Annotated in this window: 18 protein-coding genes; 9 read left to right on the plus strand and 9 right to left on the minus strand. The window is 49.7% G+C overall.

Annotated elements, in window-relative coordinates; all coding sequences use genetic code 11:
• The 4 genes from Q4A85_RS09195 to lptF all read right to left on the minus strand — a co-directional run.
• Window positions 1–307, minus strand: a 307-nt coding sequence (locus tag Q4A85_RS09195) for a hypothetical protein (RefSeq protein ID WP_303109672.1), incomplete at its 3' end; no start/stop codon positions are given.
• Between the two features lie 21 nt (window positions 308–328).
• Window positions 329–1,051 (minus strand): hypothetical protein, encoded by a 723-nt coding sequence (locus Q4A85_RS09200; protein ID WP_303109674.1) that lies wholly within the window; start codon window positions 1,049–1,051, stop codon window positions 329–331.
• A gap of 145 nt (window positions 1,052–1,196) precedes the next feature.
• Window positions 1,197–1,901 (minus strand): hypothetical protein, encoded by a 705-nt coding sequence (locus Q4A85_RS09205; protein ID WP_303109676.1) that lies wholly within the window; start codon window positions 1,899–1,901, stop codon window positions 1,197–1,199.
• A 68-nt stretch (window positions 1,902–1,969) separates the two neighbouring features.
• Window positions 1,970–3,076, minus strand: coding sequence for an LPS export ABC transporter permease LptF (gene lptF / locus Q4A85_RS09210; RefSeq protein ID WP_303109678.1), 1,107 nt, complete (start codon window positions 3,074–3,076; stop codon window positions 1,970–1,972).
• 572 nt (window positions 3,077–3,648) lie between these two features.
• On the opposite strand from lptF, the gene Q4A85_RS09215 reads away from it, so the two are divergent.
• The 3 genes from Q4A85_RS09215 to ribD all read left to right on the plus strand — a co-directional run bounded on the left by Q4A85_RS09215 (window position 3,649) and on the right by ribD (window position 6,672).
• Window positions 3,649–4,374 (plus strand): YebC/PmpR family DNA-binding transcriptional regulator, encoded by a 726-nt coding sequence (locus tag Q4A85_RS09215; protein WP_303109679.1) that lies wholly within the window; start codon window positions 3,649–3,651, stop codon window positions 4,372–4,374.
• Between the two features lie 113 nt (window positions 4,375–4,487).
• Window positions 4,488–5,126, plus strand: coding sequence for a hypothetical protein (locus Q4A85_RS09220; protein ID WP_303109681.1), 639 nt, complete (start codon window positions 4,488–4,490; stop codon window positions 5,124–5,126).
• A gap of 466 nt (window positions 5,127–5,592) precedes the next feature.
• Window positions 5,593–6,672, plus strand: a complete 1,080-nt coding sequence (ribD, locus tag Q4A85_RS09225; RefSeq protein ID WP_303109683.1) for a bifunctional diaminohydroxyphosphoribosylaminopyrimidine deaminase/5-amino-6-(5-phosphoribosylamino)uracil reductase RibD — start codon at window positions 5,593–5,595, stop codon at window positions 6,670–6,672.
• Here ribD and Q4A85_RS09230 read toward each other — a convergent pair.
• Both Q4A85_RS09230 and Q4A85_RS09235 read right to left on the minus strand, forming a co-directional pair.
• Complete coding sequence (locus Q4A85_RS09230) at window positions 6,644–6,853, minus strand: hypothetical protein (RefSeq protein ID WP_303109685.1); 210 nt, start codon at window positions 6,851–6,853, stop codon at window positions 6,644–6,646. The two genes, ribD and Q4A85_RS09230, sit on opposite strands and share 29 nt — an antisense overlap.
• Before the next feature lie 160 nt (window positions 6,854–7,013).
• On the minus strand, window positions 7,014–7,598 hold the full coding sequence (locus Q4A85_RS09235) for a nucleoside triphosphate pyrophosphatase (protein ID WP_303109687.1): 585 nt from the start codon (window positions 7,596–7,598) through the stop codon (window positions 7,014–7,016).
• A 59-nt stretch (window positions 7,599–7,657) separates the two neighbouring features.
• Between Q4A85_RS09235 and Q4A85_RS09240 the strand changes: the two genes are divergently transcribed.
• The 5 genes from Q4A85_RS09240 (at window position 7,658) to Q4A85_RS09260 (ending at window position 11,680) form a co-directional block, all read left to right on the plus strand.
• Window positions 7,658–8,158: a DUF177 domain-containing protein gene (locus tag Q4A85_RS09240; protein WP_303109690.1), complete on the plus strand. Its 501-nt coding sequence runs from the start codon at window positions 7,658–7,660 to the stop codon at window positions 8,156–8,158.
• Window positions 8,159–8,191: 33 nt separating this feature from the next.
• Window positions 8,192–8,371 (plus strand): 50S ribosomal protein L32, encoded by a 180-nt coding sequence (gene rpmF / locus Q4A85_RS09245; RefSeq protein WP_303109692.1) that lies wholly within the window; start codon window positions 8,192–8,194, stop codon window positions 8,369–8,371.
• Between the two features lie 137 nt (window positions 8,372–8,508).
• The gene (locus Q4A85_RS09250; protein ID WP_303109694.1) at window positions 8,509–9,048 is read left to right on the plus strand and encodes a phosphoribosyltransferase; all 540 of its coding nucleotides are present in this window, start codon (window positions 8,509–8,511) and stop codon (window positions 9,046–9,048) included.
• 189 nt (window positions 9,049–9,237) lie between these two features.
• Window positions 9,238–10,251, plus strand: coding sequence for a phosphate acyltransferase PlsX (plsX, locus tag Q4A85_RS09255; protein ID WP_303109696.1), 1,014 nt, complete (start codon window positions 9,238–9,240; stop codon window positions 10,249–10,251).
• 370 nt (window positions 10,252–10,621) lie between these two features.
• Window positions 10,622–11,680 carry a porin gene (locus tag Q4A85_RS09260; RefSeq protein ID WP_303109698.1) on the plus strand — a complete coding sequence of 353 codons (1,059 nt, stop codon included), beginning with the start codon at window positions 10,622–10,624 and terminating at the stop codon, window positions 11,678–11,680.
• 288 nt (window positions 11,681–11,968) lie between these two features.
• Here Q4A85_RS09260 and Q4A85_RS09265 read toward each other — a convergent pair whose 3' ends face one another.
• From Q4A85_RS09265 to nirK, 3 genes are all read right to left on the minus strand, one after another.
• Window positions 11,969–12,721, minus strand: coding sequence for a Nif3-like dinuclear metal center hexameric protein (locus tag Q4A85_RS09265; RefSeq protein WP_303109700.1), 753 nt, complete (start codon window positions 12,719–12,721; stop codon window positions 11,969–11,971).
• Window positions 12,722–12,881: 160 nt separating this feature from the next.
• Entirely contained in the window at window positions 12,882–13,619 is a 738-nt protein-coding gene (locus tag Q4A85_RS09270) for a formylglycine-generating enzyme family protein (protein ID WP_303109702.1), read from the minus strand.
• A 182-nt stretch (window positions 13,620–13,801) separates the two neighbouring features.
• A complete protein-coding gene (nirK, locus tag Q4A85_RS09275; protein ID WP_303109704.1) occupies window positions 13,802–15,334 on the minus strand; it encodes a copper-containing nitrite reductase in 1,533 nt (510 codons plus the stop codon).
• 373 nt (window positions 15,335–15,707) lie between these two features.
• Between nirK and Q4A85_RS09280 the strand changes: the two genes are divergently transcribed.
• Window positions 15,708–17,954, plus strand: a complete 2,247-nt coding sequence (locus Q4A85_RS09280; RefSeq protein WP_303109706.1) for a nitric-oxide reductase large subunit — start codon at window positions 15,708–15,710, stop codon at window positions 17,952–17,954.
• Window positions 17,955–18,043: the final 89 nt, after the last annotated feature.

The raw sequence follows: 18,043 nt of genomic DNA on the forward strand, positions 1-18,043 counted from the left end.
CTTTAACCCTAGGCGGATACATTGCATGACCGAGTTCGTGGACTAGGGTTTCGTAAACAAGATAACTAGGGGAAAAGTAGATTGCGTTATCTTCTGGATAGAAAAATGCGCCTTTGATTTTTGCATCATATTTAAACGCTTCTTTACCTTTATCTCTTGGCATGGCAAAAAAATCGTTAAACTGTTTTGCTAATATTGGGTTGTGATTGACACGCATCAATAACATTTGAACAGGTGTTCCACTTTCTGCTGCAATACCTTCAAATTGTTGTACTGCTGCTGGATTTAAGTTTTTATAGGTTGTCATAATAATTTGCCTTTCTTGAAATTAGTTATCTGTGTTTTCTTTGAATTTAGTAGCATAAACAGGTAAATTGAAGAAGTTGCTATACCCTTTTCTAAACATTAATTGCCAAATAACGCCGTCTCTGCCAATATGTGTTTCAACAGACAATCCATCTGCATAAGTATTACCTAGTGTATTATTTACCCAATAATAGACTTTTTCAGGCTGAATTTCTGCATCAGGTTTAGCAATATAATTGCTTGATGTTAATTCCTCCGTACCTCCTATATAAGGATGCCAATCATTTATAACTGACGGTTCGGGTAAAAATTCAGGGAATTTTCCACTAGGGAATAGTGTCCCATCTTGTTCAAATCCTTTTTTATTCAGCGCAATCGCAAGCCAATTTAATTTTTTATCGGGCGAAACATCAAATTGCACAAAAAAATTAAACGGTGAACCAAAATCAGATTGTGAAGCACGATAGTCGTAGCCCTTGTCAGGCAAAACAGGTATGCCCCAAATTTGATGCAATTCCTCGGGTGTCATATCGTATAAACAATTATCAAATAATCCTGTTTGGAACATCTGCCGAATTAAATCGTCCAAGTCGGTTACTTTGTGCAAATAGTCTTTACAAGATTTAGGTTGCGTATTTTGTTCTTGGGAATGAGTGTTTTGTGGTGGTTCGGGTTGTGGTGCAGCGTTGCCGGTAAAGGAGAATAAGCCCAAAAAGGCAATAAACAAATTTTTAATGAAGCTCATAATAAATCCTTTTTTTAGTGGTGATTGAATAGGTTAGGTTATTAACTCAAATTTTTGCTGTTATATCTTGAAATTGTTGCACTGCTGCTGGAGTGAGATTGTTGTAAGTTGACATGATTTATTCCTTAACTATAAAATTAATTATCTATTTTTTAAATTCTGTAACGGTTTGATTTGAGAAACTACTTACTCCTTTGCTGAATGCTAACTGCCAAACAACTCCGTCTCTACCAATATATGTTTCAACTAACAAGTAATCTAAATGGCTGTTACTTAACGTATTATTTCCCCAATAATAGACTTTTTCAGGCTGAATTTCTGCATCAGGTTTAGCAATATAATTGCTTGATGTTAATTCGTATGTGCCTCCTATATAAGGATGCCAATCATCTATAATTGATGGTTCTGGTAAAAAATCAGGAAATTTACCACTAGGGAAAAGTGTCCCATCTTGTTCAAATCCTTTTTTATTCAGCGCAATAGAAAACTGCTTTAATTTTTCATTTGGAAAAGTATAGTATTGCACAAAAAAATTAAACGGTGAACCAAAATCAGATTGCGAAGCGCGATAGTCGTAGCCCTTATCAGGCAAAACAGGTATGCCCCAAATTTGATGCAATTCCTCGGGTGTCATATCGTATAAACAATTATCAAATAATCCTGTTTGGAACATCTGCCGAATTAAATCGTCCAAGTCGGTTACTTTGTGCAAATAGTCTTTACAAGATTTAGGTTGCGTATTTTGTTCTTGGGAATGAGTGTTTTGTGGTGGTTCGGGTTGTGGTGCAGCGTTGCCGGTAAAGGAGAATAAGCCCAAAAAGGCAATAAACAAATTTTTGATGAAGCTCATGAGTGTTTCCAAAATGATGTACAAAAAAGATAGTTAATTTTCAGGCTGCCTTTGGGCGATGAGCGTAACTATCGCCCCAGCACCGCCGCTTTCAGCCCTTGCCAAAACGGCTTCGCGGGCATGGAGCGCATCCGCAGCAGCACACAAATGCAGGCAAGCATCAGCAAATGCATCGGCAGCAAGCCCAGCCAAAAGTTGATTTTGCCGTCTTCCACCGCATCGCGCAGCAGGGTTAAGCCGTTTTGGTAAACCAGAAAAAAGCCCACGGCAAGCAAAACGTGATACGAATTGCCCGAGCGCGTGTTGAAATACGACAGCGGAATCGCCAGCAGGCTCAGCAGCAACACGGTAATCGGCAGCGACACGCGCCACATCAATTCGGCTTGGTATTGCGGATTGGAGCTGCCGATGAGCTGCGCGGTGGGGATGGTGCGGCGGTGGTCAATCGGGTTCACCACTTTGGGCGTGGTGTCGATGATGAGATTGAGTTCTTGAAACGACACTTGGTCAAAATCGCCGCGCCCCGCGATGCCGCTGTAACGATAGCCGTTGTTCAGCACCAGCGTGCGCTTGTTGCCCGACAAATCAAAATGCCCTTCCTTGGCAAACACCACGCTGTCGCGCCCCGTTTCGTCTATATCGCGGATAAACAGGTTTTTCATCACGCCGTTGTCGGTATCAAACGTTTCCACAAAATACACGCGCCCATCTTTTTTGCCCAACTCGCTAAACGTGCCTGCTTGCACCAGCGATAAATTTTGCTTTTGCTTCAACAGTTCAGCGTATTCGCGGCTGCGGTATTCCGCCCACGGCAACACGGCAACTTGCATCGCCGCCACCAAGATTGCCAGCGGCAGGGCAAAAGTGAGCACAGGGCGTATCCATTTTTTCAGCCCTAAGCCGCTGGACAACCAAATCGCCATTTCGCTGTCGCGCCAAAAGCGCGTGAGCACCGTGAGCGTGCTGATGTAGGCGGTGAGCACCAGCAAAAGCGGGGTCATGCCCAGCGTCCAAAAGCCAATCAGCGTGGCAACGGCATCCACGGCAACGCGCCCATCGGCAGCGCGCCCGAGCATATTGATGCCTTGGGTAAACACCAAAATCGCCAGCACCACAAAAAAGATAGCGATGGCGGTAAACGTGGTTTCTTTGATGAATTGACGGTGGTAAATCATAGAATGTGTGAACTGTTTTGCGTAGAGTGGAATTGTACGGTAATTTGCCTTTTCAGGCTGCCTTTGTTTACAGCATGGCTGGCATGATGGCGCGGGTGGCAGATTAAGGCAGCCTGAAAATGGCAACGGCTTGGCATTTTGTTTACACGATTTCAGGCTGCCCCAACACCACAAGGCAGCCTGAAAATCCAGTTTGTCTCGCCCAATTACAGTAAAAAAAGGTTCTATGATAAAATCGCGCGTTTTGAAGCAATTATAGTGAATTCAATTTGAATGAGTACAAGGCGGCGAGCCGCAGATAGTACAAGTAGTGGTGGTGTCCCAAAAAGTATGCTGACTTGATTATGGTTGATAGCAAGCAGTATTGGGTAAAAACTCCGCAATCTGTTCCCTCTCCCGCTGGCGGGGGAAGGAACAGCAGTGCAGCATACTTTTTAGGACACTACCCAAGTAGTACAGCAAAACTGGCTTTGTCCAAATCTCTGATTTGGCAACAAACCATTTCGCCCGTGGTGGGCGAGCCAACGCAGTAATCATTCAAAGTCAATTCACTATATCTCTCGGAGACCAACATGGCTGGACACAGCAAATGGGCGAATATCCAACACAAAAAAGCCCGCGTCGATGCCCAACGCGGCAAAATTTTTACCAAACTGATTAAAGAAATCACCGTAGCCGCCAAGCAAGGCGGTGGCGACCCTGCATCCAACCCCCGCCTGCGCCTAGCAATGGACAAAGCATGGGATGCCAATATGCCCAAAGACAACGTGCAACGCGCGATAGACAAAGGAACAGGCAACCTAGAAGGCGTGGATTATGTAGAACTGCGCTACGAAGGCTACGGCATTGGCGGCGCAGCCCTGATGGTGGACTGCATGACCGACAACAAAACCCGCACCGTTGCCGATGTGCGCCACGCGTTCACCAAAAACGGCGGCAATCTGGGCACAGACGGCTGCGTGGCGTTTAACTTTGTGCACCAAGGTTATTTGGTGTTCGCCAATGTGGACGAAGACGCGCTGATGGAAGCCGCGCTGGAAGCAGGTGCAGAAGACGTGATTACCGATGATGAAGGCATTATTGAAGTCATCACCGCCCCCGCCGATTGGGCAAGCATCAAAGCCGCGCTGGAACAAGCAGGCTTCAAATCCGAAGACGGCGACGTAACCATGCGCGCGCAAAACACCACCGAATTAAGCGGCGCGGATGCCGAAAAAATGCAAAAACTCATTGACGCGCTAGAAAGCCTAGACGACGTGCAAAACGTTTACACATCCGCCGTGTTGGATTTAGGCTAAGCCAAAGGCAGCCTGAAACGAGCGCAACGAGTTTCTGCGTAGCTAAAATAGTATGCAAAAAACGTTTTCAGGCTGCCTAACCCCTTTTATAACAAACCAAAGGACAACATCCCATGTCAGCAAAAACTCTTTCAACTCAATACGCTTTACTCATCGCCGCCGCCATCAGCCTAGCCGCTTGTAGCGACAACCCCGCCAGCCCTGCCGCATCTTCCGCTCCCGCTGCCCCAAGCAGCGCACCTGCCGCGCCCGCTGCATCTAGCGCATCCGCCGCTGCAGCCAGTGCAGCCGAAGCCGCAAGCATCACGCTAGACAGCAAAGACAACAAAGTGCAACTGGTTATCACGCAAAACATCAGCGGCGCATTCCAAGACAAGCTCGCCGATGCCAACCTGCTGCCCGAAGGCGTGCCCGCCGAGCAAGTAACCCTGTTGCAACGCAACGACGATGCTGATTTAACCCTATCCGTGGTGCAAACAGGCAAAACCGACAAAGCCGCCGACAAGCTGTTTGCCGATTTGAAAAAAGAAATTGAGAGCGACCAAAGCGTGAAAGACGCGCAAGTGGATGCCGCCACCGCCGACAGCGTGGCATACCGCTACACCCAAGCCAACGATGGCAATGCTACAAACGAAAGCTGCATCGCTCACCTATCCGCCGACAAAGAACTCGCCGTAGTCTGCGCCACCAGCGGGCAAATGTCTGCCAACGAGTTGAAAGATTTGCTGGCAAGCAGCGTGAAGTTTAATTAAGCGCACTATGATAAATTAAGCGCACTATGATATAAGGCAGCCTGAAAACGGAGTTGAGCTTCACGCGAAGCCGTAAACACGTTTTCAGGCTGCTTCAATGTTATCCGTAGAGTAGTAGGGCGCATATTGTTGTTGATGGCGTTGATTGCAAATAGTATGGGCTAAAAATTCTGCAATCTGTTCCTTCCTACGCTGGCGGGGGAAGGCTAGGATGGGGGTGGAAGGTTAAACAGCCGCCCTAACTTACTCCCGCCAGCGGGAGTGGGAACAGCAGTGCAGCATACTTTTTAGGACACTATCTTTTTGTTTACGCGCACAAATGCCTCTTCTCGCCTACATCAGGCAGCCTGAAAACAGCCACAAAACCCAAATCCTGCTGTGCGTTAATCCATTCTAGCTTCGCCACTCCGCTGCGCTCCGCAGGCTGTCTACACGCCCCTTCCCATCCACCCATCCCCACCCAACCATGCCCTTCACCCCCCAAGACACCCACCATATGCAACACGCCCTAGCCCTAGCATGGCAAGGACGCTTCTCCACCAGCCCCAACCCCCGCGTTGGCTGCGTCATCGCGCACGGCAGCCAAATTGTCGGGCAAGGCTACCATGTGCAAGCAGGCGCACCGCACGCCGAAGTCCACGCCCTAGCCCAGGCAGGCGCGTTGGCACGCGGCGCAACCGCGTATGTAACCCTAGAACCCTGCGCCCACCACGGACGCACGCCACCCTGCGCTGAAGCACTCGTCCGCGCAGGCGTATCGCGCGTTATCGCCGCCATGCAAGACCCCAACCCACTAGTGGCAGGCAAAGGGCTCGCCATCCTGCGCCAAGCAGGCATCCAAGTCGCCAGCGGGCTATGCGAAATCGAAGCCCGCGCACTCAATCGCGGCTTCCTATCGCGCCTAGAACGGCAACGCCCGTTTGTTAAACTCAAAATCGCCGCCAGCCTAGACGGCAAAACCGCGCTGTCCAACGGCGCAAGCCAATGGATAACAGGCGAAGCCGCCCGCGCCGACGTGCAAATCCAACGCGCCGAAAGCTGCGCCGTGCTCACAGGCATCGGCACCATCCTTGCCGACAACCCCCAGCTCAACGTCCGCATCCCCACCATCCGCCAACCACTGCGCATCGTGCTAGACCGCCAACTGCGCACCCCCGCTCGCAACCAAATCATCCAAGACGGCGGCAACACCCTAATCTGCACCCAAAACCCCACCGCCAACCCCTTTGCCGATTGCCCCAACGTGCGCATCCACAGGCAGCCTGAAAACGATTTATCCCAACTGCTTGCCCAACTCGCCCAGCAATACCAAATCGGCGAACTGATGATAGAAGCAGGCAGCACCCTAGCCACCGCCTTTATCCAAGCCGATTTGGTGGACGAAATCGTGTACTACCAAGCCCCCAAAATGCTGGGCGACAGCGCACGCGGCCTGTTCAGGCTGCCTGAAAACGAAGCCACGCTCACCCAGCCGCCACAATGGCAAACCATCAGCGTAGAGCCGTTGGGCGACGACATCAAATGGGTACTCCAACGCAAGCCGTGAACCGCAAGCTATAAACAATTTCAGGCTGCCTAATCCCATTTACCCGATTAGGCAGCCTGAAAACCATTTTTAGCACCACAAAAAGCAGCCCAACCCCAACCAGTAGGGTGTGCAGCTCGCTGCGCACGCCGTTCACAAAATTCACAAAAGCAGCCTGAAAACCCATTTCACCCGTTTCCAAGCCAAACTTTTGCAAAGCTCGTGTAACAGATGGAACATCAGTGGCTCGCCAACATCGTTTTCAGGCTGCCCATCTTCTCTAAACCACAAGCCCTAAACATTTTCAGGCTGCCTAATCCCGTTTACCCGATTAGGCAGCCTGAAAACCCATCCCCACAACATCAAACCACCACCACCCCAAACTCCCCTAACGCCCCCACCAACCAAAAAATCGGCAGCCCAATCAACGCATTCGGGTCAGAACACACCACCCGCTCCAACAACGCCGCCCCCAAGCCTTCGCTCTTCGCCGCCCCCGCGCAAAAAATCGCATCAGGCTCACGCGCCAAATACCGCCCAATCTGCCCCGCCGACAACGCCCGCATCCGCACCACCGTCTCATCCACGTGTGATTTGATGCAGCCTGAAACCGAATCCAACACACACACCGCGCTGTAAAACACAATCTCCCGCCCCGATAGCTCCGCCAGCATCGCCGCCGCCCTTTCCACCGACATCGGCTTGCCCAACTGCCGCCCATCGCACCAAGCCACTTGGTCCGCCCCAATAATCAAATGCGCAGGAAACTGCCCCGCCAGCGATTTCGCCTTGCCCACCGCCAACCGCAACGCCGTATCCCGCGCCAATTCCCCCGCCAAAGGCGACTCATCAAACACAGGTTTGCCTACCACAAAATCCAAGCCCAAAGCCGCCAACTGCCGCCGCCGAAACACCGAAGAAGAACCCAAAACCACAGGCAACGCCATCGCGCCACTCCCTTAAAAATATTGACTAAACAAACGCAAAATTATATCATGCGCCGTTTATGTTAAACCGAATACTGATTGATTCCCAAGCGTTCACCGCCAAGCAAGAAACCCTGCAAGGCAACGTCTCGCTCAACCAACTAGACGAACGCATCTGGACGCACGATTTCATCAACTTGTCATCATCCATCGCCTACACCCTAACAGGTGGCACAGATAAATGGCAACGCCCCTATTTAACGCTCACCCTTTCAGGCTGCCTACCCCTGCAATGCCAACGCTGTATGCAACCCACAGAATTTGCGTTAAACGAAAACGTGCGAATTGTTCTGTTTGAAAACGAAGAAACACTAGACGAAGCCATGCTCGCCGATGAAGACCTCGAAGGCATGGTGCAAGAACCCGAAATAGACGTTTTCTCGCTTATTGAAGACCAAATCCTAATGGCTTTGCCGTTTTCCCCCAAGCACGAACAATGCGGCAACGCCCAACCAGAAGCCAACAATCAAAGCAAACCCAATCCCTTTGCCGCGCTGGCAGGATTGAAAAAATCGGGCTAACTTTTTTATCTTTCATTCAATTAGGAGTTCAAAATGGCTGTTCAACAGAACAAAAAATCCCCTTCACGCCGCGGTATGCACCGTTCACACGATGCGCTCACCGCTCCCGCATTGTCCGTAGATGGCGTAACAGGCGAAGTGCATCGCCCACACCACATTTCTCCCAACGGAATGTATCGTGGTCGCAAAGTAGCCAAAGCCAAAGGCGAATAAGCACAACGGCGCAAAAGCCAGCGATTGAGCAACAGCAATATCGGCTGGCTTTTTCGTATCAACCATTTTCAGGCTGTCTACTCTCACACTTCATGCAGCCTGAAAACCCATCCCAGCAACCCAAAGCGAGCATTCCCATGGTACAAAAAATTTGGTACACCTACGATGACATCCATCGCACCGTGAAACACATCGCCCAAAAAATCAACGAAGCAGGCATCCAATACGATGCCATGATAGCCATCGGCGGCGGCGGCTTCATCCCCGCCCGAATGCTGCGCACTTTTCTAGACATCCCCATCTACGCCGTAACCACCGCCTATTATCTCAACGAAACCGATGGCCGCACCGCCGACACCGTGCAGAAAATCCAATGGCTAGACCCCATCCCCGCCGAATTGCAAGGCAAAAACGTGTTGGTGGTGGACGAAGTGGACGACAGCCGCACCACCATGCGCTTTGTGCTAGACGAATTGGAACGCGATGGCTTCAAAAAAATTGGCGTGGCGGTGATTCACAACAAACTCAAACCCAAAGCCGCCGAGCTGCCCGCAGACGTTGCCTATTTTAGCGGCGTAGAAATTGAAGACTGGTGGATAAACTACCCGTGGGATGCCACCGATATTGAAGCGCACAACCACCGCGCCGCCAAAGGCGTTCATTCAGACGAAGAATAAGAACCTGAATGCAAGTTCTAACAAGCAACAACCCCTTTTCAGGCTGCCTGAAACCCCAAAAAGCGTTTCAGGCAGCCTGAAACCGTTTTACAATACCCCATTAAATATTGATTATTCGCACACAAAGGCAGCCTGAAACCCCATTCACAAGCCTTGCCCCAAGCGAAAATCACCACAAAGGAAACCAAAATGATAACCCTATCCGTAGATGCCATGGGTGGCGACATTGGTCTCGCCGTAACCGCGCCCGCTGCCACCAATTTTCTACAACGCCGTCCCGATGCCCAACTCATCATGGTGGGCGACCAAGCCCAAATTCAAACCGCGCTGCAACAAACCAACGCCCCTATGACGCGCATCAGCATCGTGCACGCCAGCGAAATTGTTGGCATGGACGAAGCCCCGCAATACGCGCTCAAAAACAAAAAAGATTCATCCATGCGCATCGCCATCCAGCAAGTTAAAGACGGCAACGCCCAAGCCGCCGTATCCGCAGGCAACACAGGCGCGCTTATGGCAACCGCCCGCTTCGTACTCAAAACCCTGCCCCATATAGACCGCCCCGCCATCGCCAAATTTCTCCCCGCCGAAAACGACAGCCTAACCCTAATGCTAGACCTTGGCGCAAACGTGGACAGCACCCCCGAGCAACTCCACCAATTCGCCATCATGGGCAACGAACTCTACCGCGCCCTTTATCCCAGCCAAAACGCTCCCAAAATCGGCTTACTCAACATCGGTACAGAAGACATCAAAGGCACAGAAATCGTCAAACAAGCCTTTCAATTGCTCCAACAAAGTCCCATCAACTTCATTGGCAACATAGAAGCCAACCAAATATACAGAGATCAAGCAGACATCGTGATTGCCGACGGCTTTGTGGGCAACATCGTGCTCAAAACCATAGAAGGCACAGCAGGCTTCATGGCGGGCATCATCAAACAAGAATTTCAACGCAACCTATACACCCAATTCAGCGCACTCACCGCCTTGCCCGTGCTCAAAAATTTCAAACGTCGCCTAGACCCACGCCGCTACAATGGCGCAATCTTTCTCGGCTTGCGTGGCATCGTCGTCAAAAGCCACGGTGGCACCGATGCCACAGGCTTCGCCTTCGCCCTAGAAGAAGCCTACCAAGAAGCCCAAGCCGACAGCATAACCAAAATTGAACAAGGCATCAGCGAAAAACTCGCCACCGCGTAACAATGGGTAACAGCTCGCAGTCTAAGACGGCCTGAAAACGTCAAGCTGCCACCATCGCACACACAAAAAAGCAACACATAATTAAACAGCAAAAAATAAATTTGCAAAAAAACAACACTATTTTATTCTGTAAAATTGTTTTATTAAACAACAAAATAAAGCAAAACAACCAAAATAAAACCAAAAATCCCAAAGTATGTTCAACACAAAAGCAAAAAATAAGTTTGTTTTTTTCTCTCAAAATAGCTATATTAGCGACTGCGAACTGCAAGGCTCATGATTGATTGAGCTTAACAGGGATTAAAAGCGCTCATTTGAGCACATTTAATTCTTTTCAAAACTTGTTTAAGTAAACATAAGGAATACAGAAATGAAAAAAACTCTGATTGCTTTGGCTTTAGTTTCATTGTCAACTGCTTCTATGGCAGACGTAATTTTGTACGGTCAAATCAAAGGTGGTGTTGAAACTACTTTTGGTAACAAATTTGGCAAAGACAAAAACAAAGGTTCAACTACTCAAATCGTTGACTACGGTTCACGTATCGGTTTCAAAGGTCATGAACACCTGACTGACAACTTGGATGCTATTTGGCAAGTTGAATCTAAAGTAGATATTGGTGGTGGTTCTGGTCGCACATTCAATACTCGTGATTCTTTCATTGGTTTGAAAGGTGGCTTCGGTACTGTTAAAGTAGGTTACCAAGAAACTCCTGTTCACGAATTGAACGGTAAACTAGACCAATGGGAATACGACTCTGCTGCTGCTGGTTTGGGTGTATTTACTCGTGGTACTGATGCTAACCGTCGCGCAACTGCGATTAGCTACCAAACTCCTGATTTGTCTGGTTTCACTGCAAAAGCTTACTACTCACCTAGCGAGCAAGAAAACGGTGAAAATACTAACGCACTAGGTAACCACGACTCAAAAGCAAAAGGCATCTATGGTTTGAGCGCAAGCTACAAAAACTCTGGTTTCTTTGCTGATGTTGCTGGTGTATATGCACGTGGCACTACTGCTGCTGTTGCTGCTGGTAAAAAAGGTGGCTACCAAGCATTGGTACAAGCTGGTTACGAAAGCGACAAATGGTTGGCTGGCTTAGCTTACCAACGTTCACAACGCGTAGAACGTGCTGACTCTGTATTGAACGCAGATGCTGACAAAGTAAACGAAGTTGCATTGTCTGGTGCTTACACTCTTAACGATGCTTTAAGCTTAAAAGGTTCTTTTGCTTACGGCTTCGGTATTAAAGATATTGACGGTAACAAAATTGCTGGTAACGGCAAATACTACCAAGGTATTGTAGGTGCTGACTATGCATTGTCTAAACGTACAATCGTTAATGGTCAATATGGTTACCTGCAATCTGGTAAAGGTGAATCTAAACTCAAAACTAACGTAGTTAGTGTTGGTATGAAACACAAATTCTAATCTGAGATTATTCAGGCTTAGAATGATAAAACTCCCCACGAAAGTGGGGAGTTTTTTTGTTTAGGAATTTATGGTTTCCATAAAGAAGCAGCCTGAAACCTTTATTTCATCGGTTTCAGGCTGCTTTTTTGTTTGTTTTTAGGTGGTGTCCTAAAAAGTATGCTGCACTACTGACTGTTTCTTCCCCCGCTGGCGGGAGAGGGAACAGATTGCAGAGCTTTTAATCAGTACTGCTGGCTATCAACAATAATCAAACCAGCATACTTTTTAGGACATCACCTGTTTTTATTACGCTGGATTATTCTCATCAAAAAACTGCACTTTTACGCCAAACTGTTGTGCGAGTGCATCGCCTAATGCTTGGATGCCGTATCTCTCAGTGGCGTGGTGTCCTGCGGCGATGAATGCTGTGCCTGTCTCGTTGGCAAGATGATATTGCGCTTCGGAGATTTCGCCTGTGAGATACACGTCTGCGCCTGCGTCTATGGCAGCCTGAAAATACCATTGTGCACCGCCTGTGCACCATGCGATGCGGTTAAGCGGTTGGTTGGGGTTACCGATGATGGTGGGTGTTCTGCCTAATGTTTGTTCAACTGCTTGGGCAAGCTGGGCGAGCGTGCGTTGGTTTTCGGGGAGTGTGCCGATGTTGAGTAGGTTTTGTTCGCCGAATGTGTTTTCAGGCTGCCAATGGAGTTGGGTGGCGAGTTGGGCGTTGTTGCCCAGCGCGGGATGGGCATCCAGTGGTAGATGGTAGCCAATTAGGTTGATATTGTGGGCGAGTAGGGCGGCGATGCGTTGCTTTTTCCAGCCGATGATGGCGGTTGGTTCGCTGCGCCAAAATAAGCCGTGGTGCACAAGCAGGGTGTCTGCGCCTTGTACGATGGCGTGGTTGATGGCGGCTTGGCTGGCGGTTACGGCGGTGATGATGTGGCGGATTGAGTCGCTGCCTTCAATTTGCAAGCCGTTGGGTGCGCCGTCTTTGAATAGCTGGGGTTGCAGGGTTTGGTCGCACCAGTTGAGCAGGGTTTGGCGTGAGGTCATGGTTGTTCCTTGTGTGCAATGGATGGGAAGGCAGCTTGAAAACGGATTTTGAAATGGGGGGGGAGTAAGTTTCAGCCCACGCGGTTATTCCATAGTAAGCGCGTGGGCTGAAACCTATTCAGTCAAGGCAGCCTGAAAATGGTTTTAGGCAGCCTGAAAACTATTTGGCACAGCGAAAACCCATGTTGTGCAACACAAAATTGGGCTGCAAGCTGGTGCGGATGCCGTAGCGCAGGAAAGCAGCGTAGTTGCTGGGGTCGCTGCTGTTTACTGCGCCTGTGCCGCAGAAATCAGCGGCTTTGAGCGTGCCTGATGTGATTTGGCTGCTGTTGAAATCGGATGTCCATTCCCAAATCAAGCCGTGCATATCGTACACGCCGTAGAAATTGGGTTTGTTTTGGCGGATGTTTTTTAAGCCTTTGCTGCCGTTTTCATACCAGCTCAAAATGGTGCGGTTGTAGCTGGGCTCGTTGCTGCCGTTGGCTTGCAGCTCGGATGCCAGCCCCACAAATTCCCATTCATCGTTGGTGGGCAGGTGCTTGCCTTGCGCGGCGCAATAGGCGTGGGCGGCAAACCATGAAACGTTGGTTACGGGTTTGTTGGCATCGGCGGCTTTGGGGCCGTTTTTGTCCCATTGTTTCAAGTAGTTTGGCTCGGCTTGCTTTGCGTCCACTTTGCCGCGTTGCCATTGCGGATGGGTTTTCACAAATTGGGCAAATTCGGCGTTGGTTACGGGCGTTTTGTCAATTTGAAACGCTTTTACGCTAATCATCGGCGTGTCTTTTTTGAGATACAGCGGGCGATAAGAGCCGCTGGGGATGCTCGCCATTTCCACGGCGTGCGCGCTAAGGCAGCCTGAAAATAGGGCGGCAAGCAGGATGATGTGTTGGGGGCGCATGATGATATTCCTTGTGGTAAGGCAGCCTGAAAAGTCATGAAATGGTTTAAGCGATGGCTATCATAAGGCAGCCTGAAAACGGATTGTACGCATTTTTGCGTAGTTAGGCGATTTCAGGCTGCCTTTAAAAAAGCTGCCTGAATCGTTGTTAAACAAATCAGGCAGCCAATCTCTCAAACTATTTATTTACGCGCGGCAGCAACGTCTTCGGGTTTCACTTCGCCGCCTTTGTTGCCAAAGCTGTTCAACACATAAGTGAGCACGTTGGCAACTTTTTCATCATCCAAGGCTTGCGCGGGCATCACGCTGTTGAATTTTTTGCCGTTTACGGTGATTTCGCCTGTTAAGCCTTTCACAACCGCATGGATGCCACGTTTGTGGTCGGCGTTCAAGTAATCAGATCCTGCCAATGGGGGGAATGCGCCCTCCACGCCCAAGCCGCCTGCGCCGTGGCAAGCCGAGCAAGTGGATTGATACACGCTTTCGCCTGCTTTAATGCGCTCTTCTTTGGATGCGGCTTTGGGTGCGCCAGCGGCAACTTGCGATGCTTCGCTAGCGGTTAAGGGCGCGGTTTGAATCGTGCCGCCTTCGCCTTGGTAAACCAAATCTTGCGTTTTGCCCGAGAAGATGGATTTGTTTTCCGCCCCATCGGCAACCAATTGACCCAGCGCGCCTTTGTTGAACGCGCGGAAGATAGAGTGGTCAACCAAAGTGTAGCTACCTGGAACATCCAGTTTCATTTCCACAATCGCCGCGCCGCCTGCGGGCACAAGCGTGGTTTGCACGTTGTGGTTTTCTACTGTGCCAGCTTCCACTACCACGCGGTTAAAAATTTCGCCAATCACGTGGAACGAAGAAACAAGGTTTGGCCCGCCGTTGCCCACAAACAAGCGCACATTTTCGCCCACTTTGGCTTTGAGCGCGTTGTCGCCTGCAATTGCGCCAACGTGTCCATTGAAGACAACGTAATCCGCGTCTTCATCAATCGCTTTTTTCATGTCAAACGGTTGCAAGCCTTGTTCGCCGTATTCGCCTTTGGTGTAGAAATCGCCTTGCATCACGTAAAACTCTTTATCCACTTTGGGCAAGCCTTCTTTTGGCTCAACCAAAATCAAGCCATACATACCGTTGGCGATGTGCATCCCCACGGGCGCAGTCGCGCAGTGGTAAACGTATAACCCCGGTTGCAACGCTTTGAAGCTGAACACGCTGGTATGCCCTGGGGCGGTGAACGAAGCGGCTGCGCCACCACCCGGCCCTGTTGCGGCGTGGAAGTCAATGTTGTGTGGTACGGTGGAATCGGAGCGGTTGGAGAAATGCACTTCCACTTGGTCGCCCTCGCGCACGCGGATAAATGAACCCGGTACATCGCCGTTGAACGTCCAATATTTGTAGTCCACGCCGTCTGCCATTTTCATCACTTTTTCTTGCACTTCAATGTTCACTTTCACACGAGCCGCGTGTTTGCGGTCAATGGCGGGGGGAACTTCGGGCGCTTTGGTTAAAACGGCATCAATCACAGGCAATTCGCTATCGGGCACTTCGGCTTGGGCAGCAGCAGAAGCAGCGGGCGTAGAAGCGACATCCGCAGCAGGGGCAGAAGCGGCTGCGGCAGGCGCGCTGGCAGCGGGTTTGTCCTCAGGCGCAGGTTGGGGAGCGCAAGCAGAAAGAGCAAAAGCAGAAGCGATGAGCATCGCAAGGGTTTGACGTTTCATGGTGTTGTGTCCTTAAACACGGGTTTAAAATTATTTTCAGGCTGCCTTTGGGGCATTGCCTTGTTGTTGGCAAGCATTATTGGTTAAGGTGGGTTAACGCATCTTGACATAAATCAACAAAATCAAAAAAGTTCATATTTGCTGAATTTTCTATTAGAAAAATTTGCGATAAATCAAAAAAAGTAAGCGATTGGATAGCAGAATGTGGTTTTTCAACACGCGCGGTTATAGATAAGAAATACTCTCAATTAGGCTTGGTTAGGGCAGCCTGAAAAAATCGCTATTTATTTTGGCAATATTCGTGTTACAATTTTTAACATTCAATAATAATGAATTTTTAACCACGTCCAATTTTATTTTTAAGGAGCACAAAATGGGACAATACAAAAAGTTATGGTACATGCTCATTGGCGTGTTAGCCGTAACATTCACGCTGCTGGGGTATCTTGGCGTTGAAGTTTATCGCCAATCGCCCCCGTTTCCTGAAAAATTCGTTTCGGCGGACGGCAAAGTTTTGCTGACCAAAGACGATATTTTCAAAGGTCAATCTGCATGGCAAAGCACCGGCGGCATGGAGCTGGGCTCGGTGTTGGGACACGGCGCATACCAAGCCCCTGACTGGACTGCCGATTGGCTACACCGCGAATTGGAAGCATGGTTGGATTTAACCGCGCAGGCTGATTTTGGCAAAAAATACGCCGAGTTGGATAAAGTGCAACAAGAAACCGTGCGCGCGAAAATGATTCAAGAATACCGCTTCAACAGCGGCGTGCAAGAAGATGGCAGTGTGAAACTGTCGGATACGCGCATCAAAGCGATTGAAAGCATCGCGCCTTACTACATCGGCTTGTATGGCGATGACCCATCGTTGGATAAATCGCGCGAACATTTTGCGATGCGCACCAACACCTTGCCCGATGCCGAAGCGCGTCAAAAATTAACCAATTTCTTCTTCTGGACGGCGTGGACGGCTTCCACCAACCGCCCAAACACCGAAGCGACTTACACCAACAACTGGCCACACGAGCCGCTGATTAACAACGTGCCAACGACTGAAAACTATATGTGGTCGTTTGCATCGTTTGTGTTCTTGTTGGTGGGGATTGGCTTTTTGGTGTGGGGTTATCATTTCTTGCGTTCGCACGACGATACGCCCAAAGCACCCGATGCCGACCCATTAGCCAAAATCACGCTGACCCCATCGCAAAAAGCGTTGTGGAAATATGCTGCGCTGACGGTGGTTCTGTTTATCGTGCAAATTTTGCTCGGTGGCTTGGTGGCGCACTACACGGTGGAAGGTCAAACGTTCTATGGCATTGAATTGTCTAAACTTTTGCCTTACTCGCTGGCGCGTACTTGGCACTTGCAATCTGCGCTATTTTGGATTGCGACTGGCTTTTTGACTGCGGGCTTGTTTGTTGCGCCGATTATTAACGGTGGCAAAGACCCGAAATTTCAAGCTCTGGGCGTGAACTTGCTCTACGTTGCTTTGTTTATTGTGGTGGCGGGTTCTTATGCGGGCAACTTTGTGTCGCTGGTGTTGAACAAAATGTCTGGCTCAACCAATTTCTGGTTTGGGCATCAAGGCTTTGAGTATTTGGATTTGGGCCGCTTTTGGCAATTGTTGCTGACGGTTGGCTTCTTGCTGTGGCTGTTCTTGATGCTGCGCTGCACCATGTCGGCATTTAAACAAGGCGGCGACAAAAACTTGCTGGCGATTTTCGTGGCTTCTATCGTGGGCGTGGGCGCGTTCTATGCCCCCGGTTTGTTCTACGGTGAACACAGCCCTGTGCCTGTGATGGAATACTGGCGTTGGTGGGTGGTGCACTTGTGGGTGGAAGGCTTCTTTGAAGTGTTTGCCACTGCTGCGCTGTCTTTCATTTTTTACAGCTTGGGCTTGGTGAGCTACCGCTCGGCAACTGCTGCGTCTTTGGTGGCGGGCAGCTTGTTCTTGGTGGGCGGCGTTCCAGGTACATTCCACCACTTGTATTTTACGGGCACAACCACGCCTGTTTTGGCAACGGGTGCTTCGTTCTCTGCTTTGGAAGTGGTGCCTTTGGTGCTTCTGGGGCATGAAGCGTATGAGCATTGGTCTCATCAACACGCTGCGCCTTGGATGCAACGTTTGCGCTGGCCTTTGATGTGCTTCACCGCCGTTGCGTTCTGGAATATGCTGGGCGCGGGCGTGTTTGGCTTCTTGATTAACCCGCCGATTACTTTGTTCTACTTGCAAGGTTTGAACACCACAGCGGTGCACGCACACGGCGCGTTGTTCGGCGTGTATGGCTTCTTGGCTTTGGGCTTTGTGTTGCTGGTGGGCTGTTATATCAAGCCAAACTACACCTACAACGCCAAATACATGACCATTGGCTTCTGGCTGCTCAACGGCGGCTTGGCATTGATGATTGTGTCTAGCTTGTTGCCGATTGGCGTGATTCAAGCGTACGCATCGATTAGCCACGGCTTGTGGTATGCGCGTAGCGAAGCGTTTATGCAGCAGGATTATTTGGTGCTGTTCCGCTGGATTCGCACGATTGCGGACTTTACCTTTATCGGCGGCGCGTGCTTGTTTGCATGGCAAGTGATTAAGATGTCCATCAGCCGTGATAAAGCGGCGTAAACGGGCGATATAAATAGGCAGCCTGAAAATGCGGTGAGATGCGTTTTCAGGCTGCTTTTTTGTGTGGATGAGATTGATGTGTGGTTTAG

Origin of the sequence: Kingella sp. (in: b-proteobacteria) (assembly GCF_030527935.1) — a bacterium.
Lineage (GTDB): Bacteria > Pseudomonadota > Gammaproteobacteria > Burkholderiales > Neisseriaceae > Kingella_B.

Bases quoted from the DNA above. Each gene is read 5' to 3' on its own strand.
- Q4A85_RS09200 (WP_303109674.1), bottom strand. From the start codon at position 1,051: ATGAGCTTCATTAAAAATTTGTTTATTGCCTTTTTGGGCTTATTCTCC.
- Q4A85_RS09205 (WP_303109676.1), bottom strand. From the start codon at position 1,901: ATGAGCTTCATCAAAAATTTGTTTATTGCCTTTTTGGGCTTATTCTCC.
- lptF (WP_303109678.1), bottom strand. From the start codon at position 3,076: ATGATTTACCACCGTCAATTCATCAAAGAAACCACGTTTACCGCCATC.
- Q4A85_RS09215 (WP_303109679.1), top strand. From the start codon at position 3,649: ATGGCTGGACACAGCAAATGGGCGAATATCCAACACAAAAAAGCCCGC.
- Q4A85_RS09220 (WP_303109681.1), top strand. From the start codon at position 4,488: ATGTCAGCAAAAACTCTTTCAACTCAATACGCTTTACTCATCGCCGCC.
- ribD (WP_303109683.1), top strand. From the start codon at position 5,593: ATGCCCTTCACCCCCCAAGACACCCACCATATGCAACACGCCCTAGCC.
- Q4A85_RS09235 (WP_303109687.1), bottom strand. From the start codon at position 7,598: ATGGCGTTGCCTGTGGTTTTGGGTTCTTCTTCGGTGTTTCGGCGGCGG.
- Q4A85_RS09240 (WP_303109690.1), top strand. From the start codon at position 7,658: ATGTTAAACCGAATACTGATTGATTCCCAAGCGTTCACCGCCAAGCAA.
- rpmF (WP_303109692.1), top strand. From the start codon at position 8,192: ATGGCTGTTCAACAGAACAAAAAATCCCCTTCACGCCGCGGTATGCAC.
- Q4A85_RS09250 (WP_303109694.1), top strand. From the start codon at position 8,509: ATGGTACAAAAAATTTGGTACACCTACGATGACATCCATCGCACCGTG.
- plsX (WP_303109696.1), top strand. From the start codon at position 9,238: ATGATAACCCTATCCGTAGATGCCATGGGTGGCGACATTGGTCTCGCC.
- Q4A85_RS09260 (WP_303109698.1), top strand. From the start codon at position 10,622: ATGAAAAAAACTCTGATTGCTTTGGCTTTAGTTTCATTGTCAACTGCT.
- Q4A85_RS09265 (WP_303109700.1), bottom strand. From the start codon at position 12,721: ATGACCTCACGCCAAACCCTGCTCAACTGGTGCGACCAAACCCTGCAA.
- Q4A85_RS09270 (WP_303109702.1), bottom strand. From the start codon at position 13,619: ATGCGCCCCCAACACATCATCCTGCTTGCCGCCCTATTTTCAGGCTGC.
- nirK (WP_303109704.1), bottom strand. From the start codon at position 15,334: ATGAAACGTCAAACCCTTGCGATGCTCATCGCTTCTGCTTTTGCTCTT.
- Q4A85_RS09280 (WP_303109706.1), top strand. From the start codon at position 15,708: ATGGGACAATACAAAAAGTTATGGTACATGCTCATTGGCGTGTTAGCC.